Source organism: Arenimonas oryziterrae DSM 21050 = YC6267 (genome assembly GCF_000420545.1).
Lineage (GTDB): Bacteria > Pseudomonadota > Gammaproteobacteria > Xanthomonadales > Xanthomonadaceae > Arenimonas > Arenimonas oryziterrae.
On the sequence record NZ_ATVD01000006.1, the window covers coordinates 84,852 to 102,566 of the forward strand.

21 protein-coding genes are annotated in these 17,715 nt (G+C 65.5%); 11 read left to right on the forward strand and 10 right to left on the reverse strand.

All coding sequences use genetic code 11. From position 1 onward, the window contains the following. Positions 1-81: 81 nt before the first annotated feature. Positions 82-2,196 carry a M13 family metallopeptidase gene (locus tag G467_RS0113440; RefSeq protein ID WP_033397920.1) on the forward strand — a complete coding sequence of 705 codons (2,115 nt, stop codon included), beginning with the start codon at positions 82-84 and terminating at the stop codon, positions 2,194-2,196. Positions 2,197-2,277: 81 nt separating this feature from the next. On the opposite strand, the gene G467_RS17660 is transcribed toward G467_RS0113440, so the two are convergent. Continuing rightward, positions 2,278-3,018, reverse strand: coding sequence for an outer membrane protein (locus G467_RS17660; RefSeq protein ID WP_022970266.1), 741 nt, complete (start codon positions 3,016-3,018; stop codon positions 2,278-2,280). 223 nt (positions 3,019-3,241) lie between these two features. After that, positions 3,242-3,766 carry a tRNA (N6-threonylcarbamoyladenosine(37)-N6)-methyltransferase TrmO gene (gene tsaA / locus G467_RS0113450; RefSeq protein WP_022970267.1) on the reverse strand — a complete coding sequence of 175 codons (525 nt, stop codon included), beginning with the start codon at positions 3,764-3,766 and terminating at the stop codon, positions 3,242-3,244. 135 nt (positions 3,767-3,901) lie between these two features. Here tsaA and G467_RS0113455 point away from each other — a divergent pair, with 135 nt between their 5' ends. The 4 genes from G467_RS0113455 (at position 3,902) to G467_RS0113470 (ending at position 6,416) form a co-directional block, all read left to right on the forward strand. After that, a complete protein-coding gene (locus tag G467_RS0113455; protein WP_022970268.1) occupies positions 3,902-4,516 on the forward strand; it encodes a hypothetical protein in 615 nt (204 codons plus the stop codon). Continuing rightward, positions 4,513-4,758: a helix-turn-helix transcriptional regulator gene (locus G467_RS0113460; protein ID WP_022970269.1), complete on the forward strand. Its 246-nt coding sequence runs from the start codon at positions 4,513-4,515 to the stop codon at positions 4,756-4,758. The genes G467_RS0113455 and G467_RS0113460 overlap by 4 nt, the downstream gene beginning before the upstream one ends. A gap of 164 nt (positions 4,759-4,922) precedes the next feature. Then, positions 4,923-6,107: a serine hydrolase domain-containing protein gene (locus tag G467_RS0113465; protein ID WP_022970270.1), complete on the forward strand. Its 1,185-nt coding sequence runs from the start codon at positions 4,923-4,925 to the stop codon at positions 6,105-6,107. An 87-nt stretch (positions 6,108-6,194) separates the two neighbouring features. Beyond that, positions 6,195-6,416: an RNA-binding S4 domain-containing protein gene (locus tag G467_RS0113470; RefSeq protein WP_022970271.1), complete on the forward strand. Its 222-nt coding sequence runs from the start codon at positions 6,195-6,197 to the stop codon at positions 6,414-6,416. Positions 6,417-6,445: 29 nt separating this feature from the next. Here the strand turns inward: G467_RS0113470 and G467_RS16915 are convergent, their stop codons facing one another. Continuing rightward, positions 6,446-6,682 carry a hypothetical protein gene (locus tag G467_RS16915; RefSeq protein WP_022970272.1) on the reverse strand — a complete coding sequence of 79 codons (237 nt, stop codon included), beginning with the start codon at positions 6,680-6,682 and terminating at the stop codon, positions 6,446-6,448. A 177-nt stretch (positions 6,683-6,859) separates the two neighbouring features. On the opposite strand from G467_RS16915, the gene G467_RS0113480 reads away from it, so the two are divergent. Then, complete coding sequence (locus G467_RS0113480; protein ID WP_022970273.1) at positions 6,860-7,363, forward strand: GNAT family N-acetyltransferase; 504 nt, start codon at positions 6,860-6,862, stop codon at positions 7,361-7,363. Positions 7,364-7,434: 71 nt separating this feature from the next. On the opposite strand, the gene G467_RS0113485 is transcribed toward G467_RS0113480, so the two are convergent. Next, positions 7,435-7,881, reverse strand: coding sequence for a PA2169 family four-helix-bundle protein (locus tag G467_RS0113485; protein ID WP_022970274.1), 447 nt, complete (start codon positions 7,879-7,881; stop codon positions 7,435-7,437). A 294-nt stretch (positions 7,882-8,175) separates the two neighbouring features. Between G467_RS0113485 and G467_RS0113490 the strand changes: the two genes are divergently transcribed. Further along, a complete protein-coding gene (locus G467_RS0113490; RefSeq protein ID WP_022970275.1) occupies positions 8,176-9,117 on the forward strand; it encodes an ABC transporter ATP-binding protein in 942 nt (313 codons plus the stop codon). After that, a complete protein-coding gene (locus G467_RS0113495) occupies positions 9,114-9,875 on the forward strand; it encodes an ABC transporter permease (protein ID WP_022970276.1) in 762 nt (253 codons plus the stop codon). The genes G467_RS0113490 and G467_RS0113495 overlap by 4 nt, the downstream gene beginning before the upstream one ends. On the opposite strand, the gene G467_RS0113500 is transcribed toward G467_RS0113495, so the two are convergent. The 3 genes from G467_RS0113500 to G467_RS18200 form a co-directional block, all read right to left on the reverse strand. Beyond that, positions 9,865-10,632, reverse strand: coding sequence for a LytR/AlgR family response regulator transcription factor (locus G467_RS0113500; RefSeq protein WP_022970277.1), 768 nt, complete (start codon positions 10,630-10,632; stop codon positions 9,865-9,867). The genes G467_RS0113495 and G467_RS0113500 overlap by 11 nt on opposite strands. After that, entirely contained in the window at positions 10,629-11,711 is a 1,083-nt protein-coding gene (locus G467_RS16920; RefSeq protein ID WP_022970278.1) for a sensor histidine kinase, read from the reverse strand. Before G467_RS16920 ends, G467_RS0113500 begins: the two co-directional genes overlap by 4 nt. 222 nt (positions 11,712-11,933) lie before the next feature. Then, on the reverse strand, positions 11,934-12,446 hold the full coding sequence (locus tag G467_RS18200; protein WP_022970279.1) for a YybH family protein: 513 nt from the start codon (positions 12,444-12,446) through the stop codon (positions 11,934-11,936). 222 nt (positions 12,447-12,668) lie between these two features. Between G467_RS18200 and G467_RS18205 the strand changes: the two genes are divergently transcribed. Both G467_RS18205 and G467_RS17665 read left to right on the forward strand, forming a co-directional pair. After that, positions 12,669-12,863 carry a hypothetical protein gene (locus tag G467_RS18205; RefSeq protein WP_022970280.1) on the forward strand — a complete coding sequence of 65 codons (195 nt, stop codon included), beginning with the start codon at positions 12,669-12,671 and terminating at the stop codon, positions 12,861-12,863. 104 nt (positions 12,864-12,967) lie between these two features. Further along, positions 12,968-14,149 carry a GGDEF domain-containing protein gene (locus G467_RS17665; protein WP_022970281.1) on the forward strand — a complete coding sequence of 394 codons (1,182 nt, stop codon included), beginning with the start codon at positions 12,968-12,970 and terminating at the stop codon, positions 14,147-14,149. 34 nt (positions 14,150-14,183) lie between these two features. Here the strand turns inward: G467_RS17665 and G467_RS16930 are convergent, their stop codons facing one another. Then, positions 14,184-15,062: an SPFH domain-containing protein gene (locus G467_RS16930; protein ID WP_022970282.1), complete on the reverse strand. Its 879-nt coding sequence runs from the start codon at positions 15,060-15,062 to the stop codon at positions 14,184-14,186. Between the two features lie 118 nt (positions 15,063-15,180). Continuing rightward, positions 15,181-15,504, reverse strand: coding sequence for a hypothetical protein (locus G467_RS0113535; RefSeq protein WP_022970283.1), 324 nt, complete (start codon positions 15,502-15,504; stop codon positions 15,181-15,183). A gap of 304 nt (positions 15,505-15,808) precedes the next feature. Here G467_RS0113535 and G467_RS17670 point away from each other — a divergent pair, with 304 nt between their 5' ends. Next, on the forward strand, positions 15,809-16,354 hold the full coding sequence (locus G467_RS17670) for a hypothetical protein (protein ID WP_022970284.1): 546 nt from the start codon (positions 15,809-15,811) through the stop codon (positions 16,352-16,354). 31 nt (positions 16,355-16,385) lie between these two features. Here the strand turns inward: G467_RS17670 and G467_RS0113545 are convergent, their stop codons facing one another. Beyond that, entirely contained in the window at positions 16,386-17,606 is a 1,221-nt protein-coding gene (locus G467_RS0113545; protein ID WP_022970285.1) for a vanadium-dependent haloperoxidase, read from the reverse strand. Positions 17,607-17,715 lie beyond the last annotated feature (109 nt).

Sequence of the window (17,715 nt, forward strand, 5' to 3'; positions counted from 1 at the left end):
GGCGCGGAGTGACGTTCGCGCTTTGCGCCCATGCACGGGGGCGCCTATGCTCGGCTCCCTGTCCATCGTCGGGAGTGCGTCATGTCTGCGAGCCGGTTTCGACACCCTGCCCTGCTGCTCGCTGGAGCAGCCCTGCTGAGCGGCCTGGCGGCCTGCGGAAAAACCGACGTGCCGGCAACGCCGGCGGCGACGCCCGCGCCGGTTGCCGCGGCCAAACCCACGCTCGGCAGCTTCGGCTTCGACAGCGCGGGCATGGACCGCACTGCGGCGCCCGGCGACGACTTCTTCACCTACGCCAACGGCAACTGGTTCAAGACCACGGAAATCCCCGCCGACCGCTCCAGCTACAACAGCTTCACCGTTCTGACCGAAAAGGCGCTGACGCGCACGCGCGCGATCATCGAAGAAGCCGCCGCCAATGCCACGGCAACCGGCGAGACGAAAAAGATCGGCGACTACTACACGGCCTACATGGACGAAGCCGGCATCGAAGCCAAGGGCATCGCGCCGATCCAGCCCGAACTCGCGGCGATCGCCGCGATCAAGGACAAGGCCGGCTTGGCGCAGGCGATCGGCGGCAGCCTGCGCGCCGATGTCGATCTGCTGAACTCCACCAACTACTACACCAATCGCCTGTTCGGCCTGTGGGTCTCGCAGGATCTGAACCAGCCCACGCAATATGCGCCGTACCTGGTGCAGGGTGGCCTGGGCTTGCCTGATCGCGATTTCTATCTCGAGGGCGGGCGCTTCGAAGGCCTGCGCAAGAAATATCGCGACCACATCGCGACGGTGCTGGCGCTGGCCAACATCGCCGATCCGACCGCGAAGGCCGATCGCATCCTCGCGCTGGAAACGGCGATCGCGCGCGTGCATGCGACCCAGCTCGACACCAACGACGTCAAGAAAGGCGCAAACACCTGGTCGCGTGCGGATTTCGCGGCGAAGGCCCCGGGCCTGGACTGGGATGCGTTCTTCGCCAGCGCGAATCTGTCCGCGCAGCCGCAGTTCATCGTCTGGCAGCCCGGCGCGGTCAGCGGCATCGCCAAGCTCACTGCCGCGCAGCCGCTCGACACCTGGAAGGACTACCTGACGTTCCACGCCCTGGACCGATCGGCCGGCGTGCTGCCGAAGGCGTTCGCCGATGAAGCGTTCTCGTTCTACGGCCAGACGCTCAACGGCACGCCGCAGCAGCAGGATCGCTGGAAGCGCGCGGTCAACGCCGTCGACGGCGCGCTCGGCGAAGCGGTCGGCAAGATCTATGTCGAGCGCCATTTCAACGCCGCGACCAAGGCGCGTGCCGATGCGATGGTGCAGGACATCCTCACCGCGTTCGGCAAGCGCATCGACCGCGTGGAATGGATGACGCCGGAAACCAAGGCCCATGCCAAGGCCAAGCTCGCCGGCCTGCAGGTCGGCATGGGCTATCCGTCGACGTGGCGCGACTATTCCGCGCTCGACATCCGCGCCGGCGACGCGCTCGGCAATGCGCAGCGCGCCAGCCTGTTCGAATACCAGCGCAACATCGCCAAGCTCGGCAAGCCGGTTGATCGCGGCGAGTGGTATCTGCTGCCGCAGGAAGTGAATGCGCTGAACATTCCGCTGGAGAACCGCCTGATCTTTCCGGCCGCGATCCTGGAAGCGCCGTTCTTCGACGGTGCCGCCGACGATGCAGTCAACTACGGCGCGATCGGCGCGGTGATCGGCCATGAGATCACGCACAGCTTCGATTCCAGCGGCGCCCTGTTCGACGAAAGCGGCCGTCTGGCGAACTGGTGGACGCCGGAAGACCTGAAGAAATTCGAAGCCGCGGGTGCCGCGCTGGCCGCGCAGTACGACGGCTATCGTCCGTTCCCGGATCTGGCGGTCAACGGCAAGCTAACGCTCGGCGAGAACATCGCCGACGTCGCCGGTCTGGCGACCGCGTACGACGCCTACCGCCTGCGTCAGGAAGGCAAACCGGCGCAGACGCTCGACGGCTTCACGCCCGATCAGCGCTTCTTCCTGGGCTTCGCCCAGGCCTGGCGCACGAAGGCGCGCGAACCGGCCCTGCGCAACAGCATCCTCACCGGCGTGCACGCCCCCGGCCAGTACCGCGCGGAAACCGTGCGCAACCAGGACGCCTGGTACGCCGCCTTCGACGTGAAGCCCGAGCAGCAGCGCTATCTGGCGCCGGAGAAGCGGGTCAAGGTGTGGTGATATCCCGGTAGGTTCACGGGAGACACCGATGGCGGAGAAGGCCAGGTTCGTTCCGAAGAACGAACCTGGCCGGCCTCGCGACTAGAAGTGGTAGTTCACGCCGAGACGGATGAGGTTGCCCTTGTTTTCCCAGGTGTAGCGCATCTGGAACGGCGGCAACGCAGGCGCGGCGTCGGCCACCAGGGTCTCGGTGCCGAGGCGGTAACGCATCGCTTCGAGCTTGAACGAGAAACGCTCCGTCGCTTTCCATTCGGCACCCAGGCCGAAGACCGTGCCGGTCTGCGAGTTGTCCTTCACGCCGGTATAGGTCGTCGTGCCGGTCGGACGGAAGTCGGTGACGGCGGTGTTCTTGATGTTGGCGTCGGCGAAACCGCCGGTGGCGTAGAACGCCCACGCGTCATTGGCATAACCCAGACGCAGACGCATCGTGGAGAAGCTGCGCATGTCCGCGGTCGCGCTGATGTAGCCGGCGCCGGGGAAGGGCGTGCCGTTGTTCTGCACGATCGGCGTGCTGCGGGCGGCGCCATCGGCATTCGCCCAACCGATATCGGCCTCGAAACCGATCAGGAAGTGCTTGGTCTGCCAGTTGTAACCCAACTGCGCGCCGTAGACCGAACCGCTCGGGTCGGGCGTGAGCGTGGTCGGCCGGAGATTCACGAAGGCGGTGGGGCTGGGCAGCGGGTCGAAGCGGGTATCGGCGGAACCGTTGGCGTGACCGGCGTTCAAGCCGACGTAGATGCCATCCCAGGCATCATCCGCGGCCGCCGGGCCGGCAATGGCCAGACTCAGGGCAAGAAGCGACAAAGTGCAGGGCTTTTTCATGGTTTTTTCCCTTTCGTAAGAATCGGAATTGCTCCAACCCGAAAACCCCGGGACCTAGACCGCGACGGGGTGGTGCCGGTCCCCGACCGACACCTGGCTGGATCACCTGAGGCAAACGGCGGAGCCCGATGTGTAAGGACATCGGCCCCCCTCGCCCCGCGGCCAGACTACGCCAAACCAGGCGGTTTGCACGAGCGCGCGCGCCGGACCCGCGACCCGACGCCTAGGTACGGGGACGACGGGGGCCGGGCGCGGACTGGCGGCCGGTCCGCGCATCCATCGCATCGATCCAGCCCGCGCGCGCGTCCGGAAACGCATCGGCGTAGGGCACGTAGGGCTTGATGTCCAGGATCGGTGTGCCGTCGAGCAGATCGAGTCCACGCACACGCAGCCCGCCGTCCTCGACCGCCACCAGTTCCACCGCCGACAAGCCGATCGGATTGGGGCGATGCGGCGAGCGCGTGGCGAGCACGCTGCGCTTGCCGCCGCCGCGCGGCGGTTTCACTTCCGCCTTCCAGCCTTCGCTGCGATGGAACACGAACACCAGCCAGAGGCGATCGAAACCGGCGAGATCGCGAAAGGCTTCGGCCGGAAAGCCGGCGATGAATTCGATGGTCGCCTCGGCCGCATCGCCGGTCTCGGTGCCGGCCACGACGGTGGACTGGTGCGGCGCATCGATGCGCCGCGCATACGGCGAGCGCACGACCGCGATCGGCTGCAGGGAAAACGCGGAGGCAGCGTCGGGCATGAGGTTCGGGCGCGGTGACGAGGTCCGGAATCTTGCCACGTTCCCTCAAGCGACCCCTGCCATCAGTCAGTGGTGACAGACCCCGATCCTGCATGTATGTTTAACCAGACACGATATCCGGTAAACCAGACACCCATGCTCCAGATCCTCGCCGTCGCCCTGCTCTCCATTCTGTCCGGCGTGCTGCTTTCGAGCGGTGCGATGAGCTGGCCTATCCGGCCGGGCCTGGTCGGCTGCGCGGCCCTGCTGGTCAGCGCTTGGGCCGCCCGGCGCTACTGGCAGGGTCTGCGCGTCGAGGACGGACCCGGCTCGCCCGAACGCGCGCTCTGGCATGGCCTGGCGAGCTTCGGGCTGTTGTTCGGACATCTGTCGGCGACCGTGTGGACCCTGGGCCCTGTGCTGGAGATGCACAGCCTCGCGGGCCACGCGATGGCGCTGGACAACTGGACGCTGGTGCTCGGCGCGGTGGTCAGCTACGCGATCGCACGCGATCCCGAGCCGCGCCACGACGAACGCGACGCGATGATCCGGGCGCAGGGCGAACGCGTCGGGCATGCCACCCTGCTGCTCCTGCTGCTGCCTCTGATCCTCGCGCTGGGTTTCGGCGCACACACCATGGTGGGTCGCGCCAACCAGCCGATGCTCGCGCATGTCCTCATCCTCATCGTGATGCTGCGCTGCCTCGCGCAGCACATCGCGCAACTGCGCCTGTATTGGCTCGACACCTGCGCGGAACGGAGCGCGGCATGAGCACGACGCCGGGCACCGCGCTCGACAACCAGTTGCGACGCCTGCGTTTCGAGCACGGCGAGATGACCCAGGACGCCTTGGCACGCGCGGTCGGCATCACGCGGCAGACGATCGTCGCGCTCGAAGGCGGGCGTTACGCACCGTCACTGGAACTGGCGATGCGTATCGCCGATGTGTTCGGTCGCCGCGTCGACGAAGTTTTCTATTGGCGCAACGGCTCGCCACCGCCACCGAAAATCTGACCGCGCAGCCGACGTCCAAACAGTTGGTTTCAAATCCCCTCTGCACCCGATCTCTCAGGGAGCTCACGATGCGCTTTGCCAAAAATTCTTCCCCGCACCGCCGGACCACCCGCAACGCCCTTGTTTGTCTGGCGATCGCCGGCGCGGTCTGGGCGGGATTCCGGATGTTCGAACCGGTCCTGACCTGGAGCAGCGGCTGGCAGCCCCTGCCGCAAGCGCTAGAGGCTGTCGCCACCGCGAACACGCACTTCGCCGATCCCGCTTGGGCGACCGTCGCCGCCCAAGCGGACTCGCAACTGCGCGAAGCGCGCGTCCGTCTGCAGGCGCCGGCCGTGTCTGCCGCGATCATGATCGATGGCAAACGCGTCTGGGCCTCGGCCACCGGCCTGGCCGATATCGCGCAAGGACGTCCGGTGGATCTGGATTCGAGTTTCCGTCTCGGCAGCACGTCCAAGGCAGTCAATGCCCTCGCGGTCGGCCGACAGATCGACGCGGGCAAACTCGATATCGACCGCTCCGTGCGCGCCTATCTGCCCGATCTGCCGGCGAGCTACGACGCGGTCACCACGCGCCTGGCGATCAGCCACACCGCCGGCATTCCCGACTATTCGCTATGCCTGTGTTTTCCGATCTGGGAGCACAAGAACCGTCGGCACTTCGACAGCGTTCGCGCGGCCTTGCATGTGTTCGAGGACCGGCCGCTGCTGTTCCGACCCGGCGAAGGCTTTTCATACAGCAGCTACGGCGCGAACGTCGCCGGCGCGGTCGTGGAAGCGACCGCGGGACGGCCGTACAACCGCTTTGTCGCCGACGCGGTGCTGCAGCCGCTGGGCATGACCCACAGCGCCGCGGACGTGGCCGGCGCCGAGAATCGGCATCGCGTGATGTTCTATGAAGTCACCGAAGGTCAGTACAAACCCGCCGACCCGGTCGACAACAGCATCCGCTATCCGTCCGGCGGCCTGCTGTCCACGCCCAGCGACATGCTCGCGTTGGGCCAGGCCTTTCTCGACGATGGCTTCCTGACAGCGGGCACGCGCGCGCGTCTGCTGACCCCGCAAAAACTGCGCGACGGCCGCGACAACGAGCAGGGCTACGCGCTTGGCATGCGCGTGTTCGCGGGCAAGAAACTGCTCAACGACACGGTCACGACGCGTTTCTACAGTCATCACGGCACGGCGGTGGGTAGCACCTCGTACTTCGGCATCTATCCGGACTACGGGCTGGTCGTGTCGGTGATGATGAACAAGGGCCAGGAGAACGTCGACGCGATCGCGCCGGAGGCGAACCGGCTGGTCGAGTTGTTTCTCGCGGAGAAGCAGCGTCGGGCCGCCGGCGCGGCGCACTGAGAGGACGGGGCAGGCATCGCGACCGAAGCGATTCTCATCCGGCGATGCCTGGCCTATGCTGATCGCCCCGCCTCATTGGTCCTGCCCATGCAACGCATCGAATTCCCGCTGGACCGCGACCATGTCGAACTGCATCACCTGCTCAAGCTGGTAGGCGTGGCCGACAGCGGCGGGCGCGGCAAGATGATCGTGGCCAGCGGCGACGTTCGTGTCGACGGCGCGGTCGAACTGCGCAAGACCTGCAAGATCCGTGCAGGGCAGACGGTGCAGCTCGAGGGCATCGAGATCGCGGTGGTCGCGGCGACGTAAGGTTCGCGAGGCCGCCAGCGCGCGGGCGCCTACAGGTTGGAGCCGTTTTCCCAGGTGCGGCGCGGGCGGCGGTCTTTTTTCGAGCGGCGATCGTTCTGGAAGCGCAATTCCTGGCGGCGGTCTTCGAGCTGCCGGCGGTCGTGCGCGTCGCGCGTGTTCGGATGGAAATTCGCGCGTCCGGTCACCGGCTTTGGCGCCTCGCCATCCAGCGGTTCCAGTTCCAGGGTCTGATAGCGGAGGATCGGGGGGTTGGGGTTCGTGCTCATGGGGCCCTCGGGTTGCGGACCGCACCGGATCGGGGTGCGTCAAAAGGGCTCAACGAGGTTCGAAAGCGCAGGCGGCCACCCTCTTCCGCCGTGCCGATCCCGCCCTGTACGCTGCGAAATCCGGCGGACGCGAGCAGAGCGTGCCCGCCGCCGATTTCCGCCGCGGAGCGCCCGTCCATGCCTGATGCCGTCGTCACCCTGCGCGCTGCGAGACCGCGCGATTTCGCCGCGATCCTCGGCCTGAACGCCGAATCCGTGCACTACCTCAGCCCGATGGACGCCGCGCGCCTGGAGCGTCTCGATGCGCAGTCGGCGTATCACCGCGTCGTCGAGATCGACGGCGAGGTCGTCGCCTTCCTGCTGGCGCTGCGCGAAGGCGCGAACTACGACAGTCCGAACTATCGCTGGTTCAGCGAGGCCTACGACCGTTTTCTGTACATCGATCGCGTGGTGGTGTCGGCGCAGCAGCAGGGTCGGGGTCTGGGTGCGCTGCTGTACGACGATCTGTTCGCGTTCGCGCGCACCGAAGCGATCGATCCGATCACCTGCGAATTCGACATCGACCCGCCGAACGAAGCCTCGCGGCGCTTCCATGCGCGCTACGGTTTTCTCGAAGTCGGCACGCAGCAGGTCGCGGACGGCAAGAAGCGCGTTTCCCTGCAGGCGGCCCCGGTGCGCTGACGGTGCCGAAATGATGCCTACCGGTCGCCGGCAAACCGGCTCCTGCGTAGGAGCCAGCTTGCGGGCGATACTTACGCGGCGTTCTTCAAGGCCAACTTCCGATCGCGCATGGAGTTGTGACACTCGCGGATGATTGGGGCCAGGCGGTCGAGCACGGCGCGTGCGGGGGCCGAGGTTTCCTTGTCGGCGATCGCGTCGGTGAAGGCCTTCAGCAGGCGATCCTCGGACTCTTCGAGCTGGGCGACATAGGCGTAATCCTTGTTGCCGACCAGGGCGCGCAGATCGCCGTAGATCTTGCCGATCTCGCCGACAAGGGTGCCCGCCGTCGTCGGCTTGTCGCCTTCGGCCCGGATTTCGCCCGACAGGCTCTGCACGATGTCGTTCTTGACGGACGCCATCCGCGTAAACACCGTCTTCAGCGCGGGATCGTCGACCTTGGCTGCCGCGTGCTCGTAGAAATCCTTGCCGTCGCGGGCAATGGAAACGAGGTCGTTGAGATTCTTGTTGCTGTGGTTCATGGCTCACTCCTTGTGTTGCCGGGATTGCCGGACGGGACTGACCAACGATCGCGTTGCGCGATCGGCCCGCCGGAAAAATGAACCGCTGCCGAAAGAAACGCAGATCGGTCCATGTGCAGCGACCATAACGATCACGCCGTGAACAGGAAGTTATGCCCTGTGCGTGCATTCACGCGCGCACAACATCCCACGCAGCTTCGTTCATCGGCGGACTGCAGCATCCCGTTTCCCGGACTAATCCCGAACGCCGGCATCGGCTAGCATGGGCGCCTGCCGCACGCACCGGGACCGTCCATGTCGTCGATCATTTCCATCCAGCAGGTCAACAAGACCTATGCCTCGGGATTCCAGGCACTCCAATCCGTGGACCTGGAGATTCGCCGCGGCGAGATCTTCGCGTTGCTCGGACCCAACGGCGCCGGCAAGACCACGCTGATCAGCATCATCTGCGGCATCGTCAATGCCAGCCAGGGCACGGTGCTCGTCGACGGATACGATATCCGCAAGGATTTCCGTATCACGCGCGCGATGATCGGCCTGGTGCCGCAGGAACTCTCGACCGACGCCTTCGAAACCGTGTGGTCGACGGTGAAATTCAGTCGCGGCCTGTTCGGCAAGCCGCCGAATCCGGCCTATCTGGAAAAAGTCCTGCGCGACCTGTCGCTGTGGGACAAGAAGGACAGCAAGATCATGACGCTCTCGGGCGGCATGAAACGCCGCGTGCTGATCGCCAAGGCCTTGTCGCACGAGCCGACCGTGCTGTTCCTCGACGAGCCCACCGCCGGCGTCGACGTCGAGCTGCGCCGCGACATGTGGCAGATGGTGCGCGACCTGCGCGCGAAGGGCGTGACCATCCTGCTGACCACGCACTACATCGAGGAAGCCGAGGAAATGGCCGACCGCATCGGCGTGATCCGCAAGGGCGAGCTGATCCTCGTCGAAGACAAGGCCGTGCTGATGCGCAAGCTCGGCAAGAAGCAGTTGACGCTGCAACTGCAGACCGCGTTGACGGCGGTTCCTGCCGCGCTCGCCGACCTGCCGCTCGAACTCGCCGACGACGGCCACGCGCTGATCTACACCTTCGACACGCAGACCGACGACACCGGCATCGCGCCCCTGCTGCGTCGCCTGGCCGAACAGGGCATCGACTTCAAGGACCTGCATTCGAGCGAGAGTTCGCTCGAGGAGATCTTCGTCAGTCTCGTGCACGCGAACAAGAAGGAGATCGCGGCATGAACTGGCATGCGATCCGTGCGATCTACCGTTTCGAAATGGCGCGCACCTTCCGCACCATCACCCAGTCCATCGCCTCGCCGGTGCTGTCGACCTCGCTGTATTTCGTCGTGTTCGGTGCTGCGATCGGCTCGCGCATGGGCGACGTCGACGGCGTCAGCTACGGCGCCTTCATCATTCCCGGCTTGATCATGCTGGCCCTGCTCAACGAGAGCATCTCCAATGCCTCGTTCGGCATCTACATGCCCAAGTGGGCGGGTACGATCTTCGAACTGCTGTCGGCACCGGTGTCGTACGTGGAGATCGTCATCGGCTATGTCGGCGCGGCCGCGACCAAGTCGGTGATGCTCGGCGTGCTGATCCTGATCACGGCACGCGTGTTCGTGCCCTACGAGATCGCGCATCCGTTCTGGATGCTGTGCTTCCTGCTGTTGACCGCGGTGACCTTCAGCCTGTTCGGTTTCATCATCGGCCTGTGGGCGGATGACTTCCAGAAACTGCAGGTGATCCCGCTGATGATCGTGACGCCACTGACCTTCCTCGGCGGCGCGTTCTACTCGGTGAACATGCTGCCGCCGTTCTGGCAGAAGCTCACGCTGTTCAACCCGGTCGTCTATCTCATCAGCGCTTTCCGCTGGAGCTTCTACGGCCTGGCCGACGTCAACGTGGTCGTCAGCGTCACGGCGATTCTCGGGTTCCTCGCCCTGTGCCTGTCGGCGGTGTGGTGGATCTTCAGGACGGGGTGGAAGCTCAAGCAGTAGGTCCGCCCGCCAGGCGATCTAGCAGCACGCCGACATACGTCCGGCTCGCCCGCACCAGGGTGCCGTCGTGCAGGCGCAGCAGGGCGTCGCGATTGGGCAGCGGCTGCCACTCGGCGACGCGATCGATGCGCACAATGGTCGAGCGATGCACGCGCAGAAACTGCCAGGGATCGAGCTGGCCGGACAGGCGGCTCAGCGATTCGCGCAGCAGGTAGCTGCGGCCCTTGCCATGCAGGGTCGCGTAGTCGCCGTCGGCTTCGATCCAGTCGACCTCGGCGGACGGCACGATCGTGATCCGGCGGCCCAGACGCACCTTGAAGCGGTCCAGGTAGTTGGGCGTCGGCGGCGAGGTCTGCGCCGAGACCGTATCGATGTCAGCCCGATCGTGACGGCGATGCGCATGCGCCCGGCGCGCACGCTCGAGCGCCTCCACGAAGCGTTCGTCGTCGACGGGTTTGAGCAGGTAATCGATCGCCTGCAGCTCGAAGGCGCGAACCGCGAAATTTTCGTAGGCCGTCAGCAGGATCGCCAGCGGCCGCACGTCGGCCGGTATCGCCGCCAACACCTCGAGGCCGGTCATGCCGGGCATTTGCACGTCGATGAAGACCAGATCCGGTGCTTGCGCCGCGATGCCGGCCAGCGCCGCGGGTCCGTCGCCGTATTCGCCGACCACCTCGACACCGGCATGCGCGGCCAGTCGCGCGATCACGCCGGTACGCGCCAACGGTTCGTCGTCGATCACGGCGACACGGATCATGGCGTCGTCGCTTCCCGGAACGGCAGTTCCAGATGGATTTCGTAGCCGCCGTCGTCCCGGCCTTTCGCCGCGATCGCATGCGCACCGGGGTAGAGCATGGACAGACGCTCGGTCACGTTGCGCATGCCCACGCGCGGCGAGCCCGGCGCCACGTCATCATTCGCTGTAGTCGTCGGTACGCCGTCGTTGCGCACGCACAGATGCAAGCGGTCGCCGTCGCGCGAAACCATGATCTCCAAGGCGCCCGGATCGCGGCGCAAGGCGATGCCATGGCGGATCGCGTTCTCCACCAGGGGCTGCAGCACCAGATACGGCACCTGCGCGCGCAGGATCTCGGGGCCGATCTGCCAGTGCACGCGCAGCTTGTCGCCCAGGCGCACTTTCTCGATGGCCAGGTAGGTTTCGGTCAGGGCCAGTTCCTCGGCGAGCGTGACTTCGTGACGATCGCCGCCGTCCAGGGTCGCGCGCAGGAATTCGCCGAGGCGCGCGAGCATATGCGTGGCCTCGCGGCTGCGGCCGTCGGTGACCAGGGACGAGATCGCGTTGAGCGTGTTGAACAGGAAATGCGGGTGCAGCTGGTAGCGCAGCGCGCGCAGCTCCGCATCGAGCGCGAGCGAGGTCGCTTGCAGACGTCGCGCCTGTTCCTGCTTGAGCTCGGCGTAGTAGGCCACGACGGCGTGAATCGCACAGAAGGCGATCAGCGCCAGCCAGCAGCCTTCGAGACCGCCGAACATTCTCGACCACGCGAAATTCGGCGATAGGCCCCACCCCGCGACAACCGCCATCGCAACGCCCAGCACGTTGTTGGCGACCGACATCGCATAGGTGACCGACAACAGGATCACGGCAGTCGCCCAAAGCGCCGCGCGCCGATGCCAAAGCGCGCGTTGCAGGGCGGTCAGCGGCACGGTCCACAGCAGATAGGCGACGAGGTACAGCACGCGATACGCCGTGCCATGACCATGCCCGAGTTCCGGCAGCGCCATCACCACCAGGCACAGGCCGACCGGCAATCCCGCCAGCAGCGGCAGCCAGAACGGCGGCATCGTGCGCGGTTCGGGGTCGAGGGCTGGGGACATAGACGAAAGACCTTTGGCGCGAAAATTCCGTTGCGATGATGCCATTGAGCGGGCCCTCATCCGCCCTGCGGGCACCTTCTCCCCGGTGGGGAGAAGGGAAGAGCTTCCCCTCATCCGCCCTGCGGGCACCTTCTCCCCGGTGGGGAGAAGGGAATCTCGCCGCAGCAGGTGACTCCCTCTCCCCGACGGGGAGAGGGCCGGGGTGAGGGCACGCCACTCCAATCAGCGACCGTCGCCCTTCTTCTCCGGCACATTCACCGACCAGATCACCGACACGATGCGCCACCCGTCTTCAGTACGCACCAGCTGCCACGACTCCTGCCCGTAGTTGCTGGCGACGCCATTGCCGATGAAGACATAGTCGAAACTCACCGCCGCCACATCGCCATCGCTGTCGATGCGGATATTGTTGAAGGTCTCTTCGGTACTTTCCTTGTCGGCGACGATGTTGTCGATGAAGCTCAGCGGGTTGTGCCCGGGATTGGAACGCACCTTGCCCAGGGTCGGATTCTTGACGCGGTAGCGCTGCACCGTCGCGTCGCTGTTGACCGACTGCCAGCTCACCGTGCCCGGCGCGAACAGCGCGAGGAAGCGGTCCTTGTCCTTGTCGATGATGGCGGTGCGGAAAGATTCGATGACCTGGCGGATGCCGGCCTCGCGTTCGGGCGTCGGCGTGTTCGCGAACGCGGTCAGGGGCAGCAGGGCAAGAAATACGGAGCAGAAGAGCTTTTTCATGGGAGTTCTCGCGGGGTTTCGGTGACAGGCGAGGCGATTAAAGCCGGGACGCGACACGGCAACCAGCGTCACCACCACCTTTTGCGACCAGCCGGTATCGCCCTGCGCCGAACCGGCGCGCGTCGCTCGGGAGAGGCGAGCTTGCCGATCGAAAATGAACGGGTACCGCTCACGCCCGAATGCGCGGACAATCACAGCGCGCCTCCCCAGGAAATTCCAAGCATGTCCCTCCCCCCGATTCCGCCGCAAAAAGGCCTCAAGTCGCGCCAGGCCAAGGCCGATGCGCTCGCGGCCGACGTGCATGCGCTGGCGCGGCAATACGAGACGATGGGCGACAACATGGTCGCCCGCGTCGCCGATGAACTGAACATCTCCGCGCGTCTGGTGCGGGAAATCCTCGACCAGCCCGCCCGATAGGCCCGCGCACCCCCGGCATCCTGCGTGATGCCCGTCACCGATCACCCATTCCGGGTGTGGGATGATCCGGCGCAACCCCCAGTGGATTCCTGCGATCCCCGGCGATGAGCGGTCCCCCACGCGACTCCAATTCCGAACGACACCCCGATGCGTCAGGCGGCCCCCTGGCCCTGCCGCTGTTGTCGGCGCGCGAGCAGTCGCTGGAAGCACGGCTGAGCGTCATCCGCCACGCGCTCATCGAACGCATCTGGCTGAGCTTGTTCGCGATCTCGCTGCTGGCGGCGCCCGCATCGGCCTTGCGCAGCCTGGCCACCGGCTGGCAGCCGATCTACAGCGTGCACCTGGGCCTGGGCGCGCTGGTGGTGATCTTCTTCCTCCTGCGCCGGCGCCTGTCGCCGCGCTACGAAGCGCTCGCGGTCATGTTGCTGTTCTGGTCGATCGGCTTCGTCGGACTGTTCCTGCTCGGCCTGGTGGGTGCGGGTATCTGGTGGCTCGTGGTCAGCGCCCTGCTCATGAGCACGCTGTATTCGGTGCGCGCGGGCATCATCACGATGATCGTCGTGCTGTTGCTCATCGTAGTTGCGGGCATCGGGTTCACGTCGGGGTTTCTCGCGCTTCATTTCGATGCCAACGCGTACGTGCGCAGTCCGGCCTCATGGTTGACCGTGTTCGTCGTCACCGGCGTGATGCCGCTGATCATCTTCCAGGCCGTGGCCAGCCTGCAGACGATGACCATCGGCCTGCTCAAGGAAGTCGATTCGCAGCGGCAGCGCATCGAAGCGCTCGCCTCGCATGACGAGCTCACCGGCGTGCCGCTGCGGCGCCTGGCGATGGACCGGCTGGAACAGGCCCTGCTCAGCGTGCCGCGCACGCGCCAGCGTATCGCGCTGATGTATGTCGATCTCGATGGCTTCAAGGCGATCAACGATCTGCACGGTCACGAGGCCGGAAACATCGTGTTGCAGGCCGCCGCCGCGCGGTTCAGCAGCGCCGTCCGTTCGGAGGACACCGTCGCGCGCCTGGGCGGCGACGAGTTCGTCGCCATCCTGCGCGGCGTGAACGAAGCCGACGCGGCCCTGCGCATCGCGCAGAAGATGCTTGCGGCGTTGAACGCGCCGATCGCCTACCGCGACCGCTCGCTCAGCGTCGGCGCCAGCATCGGCATCGCCATTTCCGCCGATCACGGCGGCGGCGCCGACGAGCTCATCCACGCCGCGGACACGGCGATGTACGAGGCGAAACGCGCCGGAACCAATCAGGCGCGGGTGGCGCCGCCGCTCGACTGAGCGAACGGCGGGCCGGGAGAGCGGATGACGCGACTTATTTGTTCGCGTTGAGGAAGGGCACCGTCGAGTTCGGGATCATCGTCGTCGGCAAGACGCCGTTCCAGCGTTCGGCCTTGGTGAGCTCGATGAGATTGACGTTCTGCGCCAGCGCTTCGGCCTTCGCGCGGATCGCCGCACCCTCGGCCTCGCCCTTGATGCGCGTGGCCTCGGCATCGGCGCGGGCGCGCGCGAGGTTGGAATCGGCCTCGCCCTTGGCGCGCGTCACCGCGATGTCGGCATTGACGCGCTCTTTTTCCAGGTTCTGCTTCTCGGTCTGCACCAGCACCTCGGCCTGCATGCGCAGTTCGATCGATTTTTCGTAGGCGTCGGAGAAATCGATGTTCTCGATCTGCACGCTGTCGATGACGATCGGGCCCTTGACGGCCTTGCGGATCGCGTTGGTGACGTCCTGCACGAACATCACGCGGCTTTGCACGGCCGAGATCGCCGTGTACTGGCCGAACACGTTCTCCACCTGGGTCGGCACCTGGCGATCGACGAGGCGATTGGTCAGGCCTTCGATGTTGCCGTATTCGGTGTAGACCGAGGTCACTTCCGCCGGCGGCACATGGAAGCTGACCGATACGCGGATCACCGCCGTCTGCTGGTCCTTGCTGTAGGCCTGCACGGCGTTGTACTGCACGGTGAGGTTCTGGATGGAGATGCGCTTGATGGTGTCGATCATCGGCACCTTGAAACCCAGGCCCGGCTCCGCCGTGCCGACCAGGGCACCGTTGCGCAAATGCACGCCGCGCTCGCCCTGGTCGATCGTGTACCACGAGCCGAACAGGACCATGAGCGCGAAAATCGCGCCGATGAGAATAAAGACGTAACGCCACTGGAATTTCACAGCGGTGGTGAGGTTGTTCAACACGATCGGTTCCCCTTGCCCATGACATGATGCGTGCCGGGCGATGGCGCCGGCGCGTCAACGGCAGTGTACACAGCGCGCCTGCAGCGCGGACACCGCTCGGGTGCCCGCGCGCGGAGATTTACGGGATGTTTCCGGCATTGACCGTGATCGCGGTCAGCGTGCCACACGAGCCGGTGATGCCGAACGGACAGACGATTGGCGTATAAGCGATGCTCACCAGCGTCTTGCGGAACAGCGCCTCGCGCATCAGGTCCGCCGCCGTGCCCGGTTCGGCAAAGATGCTCAGACCGTTGACGGCATTGTAATAGCGCAAGGTGCCGGCCGGCGTGGCTGCCGTGGTCTGCACGATGTCGAACTTGCCATTGAAATTGGCGGCCTGCGCATCGGCGCACGCGGCAGCAAGCAGCACGCTTGCCAGAAGAAGGGAACGGCGAATCGTCATGGAATGGCTCCGGAGCCTGCGAGATGCAGGTGACTAGAGATGACGTCAGTACCTTGGCGAAGCGGACAAAATGCACGCGTCAGCGCCAACATCGTGAAGAGCAACAGCGCCCCAATTCTGCCCAAAATCACTAGCCGATTCGCGCTCCACGCTTCCGTTCGCTGGAGAAACGACCTAAGCCTTCCATGGCCGTTAGCAACGCTACACAGCAGTACCTGCCAGCCTTGCGAGATCCTCGACGCCCTGCGCGCTGACAGCGTTTAGTCTGGGCCCAGTTCCACTCGCCACCTTTCGGGGATTGCAGATGAAACCCACGCTACTTGCCGGCCTTTCCGCGTTCTTCTTTGCAGTGCCTCTGTCGCTCAACGCCACCGAATCAAACCTCTTGCGCACATCGGTGGCCGAGTTGGATCCGGCCATGGAATGGATCGAGTCCTTTTCGAAACGCGAGGAGCAGCAACGGGAAATCGCCAAGCTGACGGCACCTATCCATTCAAGGGCCACACTTAGGGCTTATCTTCGTGACCACAAGCTCGCGGCATCGCCTCTGGGTCGGTTGTCAGCCCGGCGCAGAAGGCATTTCCTGTCCACCCTGTCCTTCAACGAATCGGGCATCACCGGCTACAACTACCGCGATCTGGAAGCTGAGCTGACGGTCACGGAGATCTATCAGGTGCTCAGTCTGTTTGGCGCTCAACACACCACTCGCTTGGTCGAAGACGCCCGTGTTGAAACGGATCTTGATCGCATGATCCTGTCTCCCGAAGGAGACGACTCAAGCAGGGGGCTTCAACACCGCCCCCTGAAGCTCTGTGCTCGCCCAAACGCCTGCAGGCGAGCCTCCGAATGAAATACCCGAAGGCCTGATGCTGACGGGAAACCTACCTCAACATCACCCGCACGACCTTCTCCCCCACCTTGCGACCCAGCGCCGTGCCGACCTCGGTGGAATTGCGGAAGTGCACGCCATCGTAGATGCGCGCGTTCGACACTTCCTGCACGAACTCGGGCAGGCTGGTCCAGGTTCGCGTCACGCCCGGAGCGGTCGGGCTCGTGGTCGCGATCACCGGCATCGGGCCACGGCCGATGTCGGCGGCGAGCACCGTGGCCAAGGCGCTGCTGACGATGCAATGCGCGCAGGGATATTCGGGGTGCATCGGTGTTTCGATGAACGGCGTCCAGCCGGCTTCGACGGTCGTCGCCTCGTTGCCGTCGGCGTCGCCGTTGCGGATGGCGGTGACCGGGCGCCAGAAGTTGTAGGCGTACTTGGCATCGAAGACCGCGATCAACGCATCGTCGATCGCCATGCCGACCGTGGCGAACAGACGCGCATTGCGCATCGGATCGCGACCCGGCTGCGCCGCGACGGCGCGTGCGAGCGGGTAGTAGATCGTCGGCTGCGTCGCCTCCCAGAAGCGCGCGATCGCCGTTTGTTCGGCAGTGCGCGTACGACTATCCTTCGCGCCGATGGCGCGTATCTCGTTGTAGTCGCGCGCCCATATCGCACTATCCAGGGCGGGCGGCGGGCCTGGCCGGAATTCGTCGCCCGAGGTCAGCACCCAGGGCTTGCGCTGTCCCCAATACGGCACCGCAACGGTCGTCGTCGGCACATAGCGACCGGGCTGGGTGAAGGGCACATAGGCGTCGGACTGCATCGCGCCATCCTCGCGGGAGCGCGCGAGAATCTGCCGCGCGGCTTCTTCACCGACTGCCATGCCGTTGGTGCGCGCGGCGCCGTCTGCGATCTTCGCGCGGGCCGCGTCGAAGTCGGCATCGATCTGGGCTTTCTGGCCGGGCAGCAGTTCGAGCAGGCTCGCATGAATGGCCGCCGCGAACGCCATGTCGAGCGAGGCACCGCGCTGGGCGTTCAGTCGCGTGCGCCCGGACGCCGGATAGCGATGCGTGATCGCATTGCCCGCTTCGTACGCGGCGACATGGGCGATCGCGAGCGCCCGGTTCGCCCGCGGCGGCGGCAGCTTTTCGGCGATGATCAGATCGTTGATGCGCGCATTCGCGTCGGTGATCTGATCGGCACGGGCGACCGGTGCGGCGAGCAGCAAGGCCGCCAGAGACAACGACAGACAGGACAGGGCAATTCGCATGACGACTCCGGCACGGGCGGGGATTCATTGATCAACGCTTGGGGCCAGCCAGGACGGCCACGACGGTTCGCGCTAGTCTCCTGACTTCCCACGCGACCTCAGACCAAGG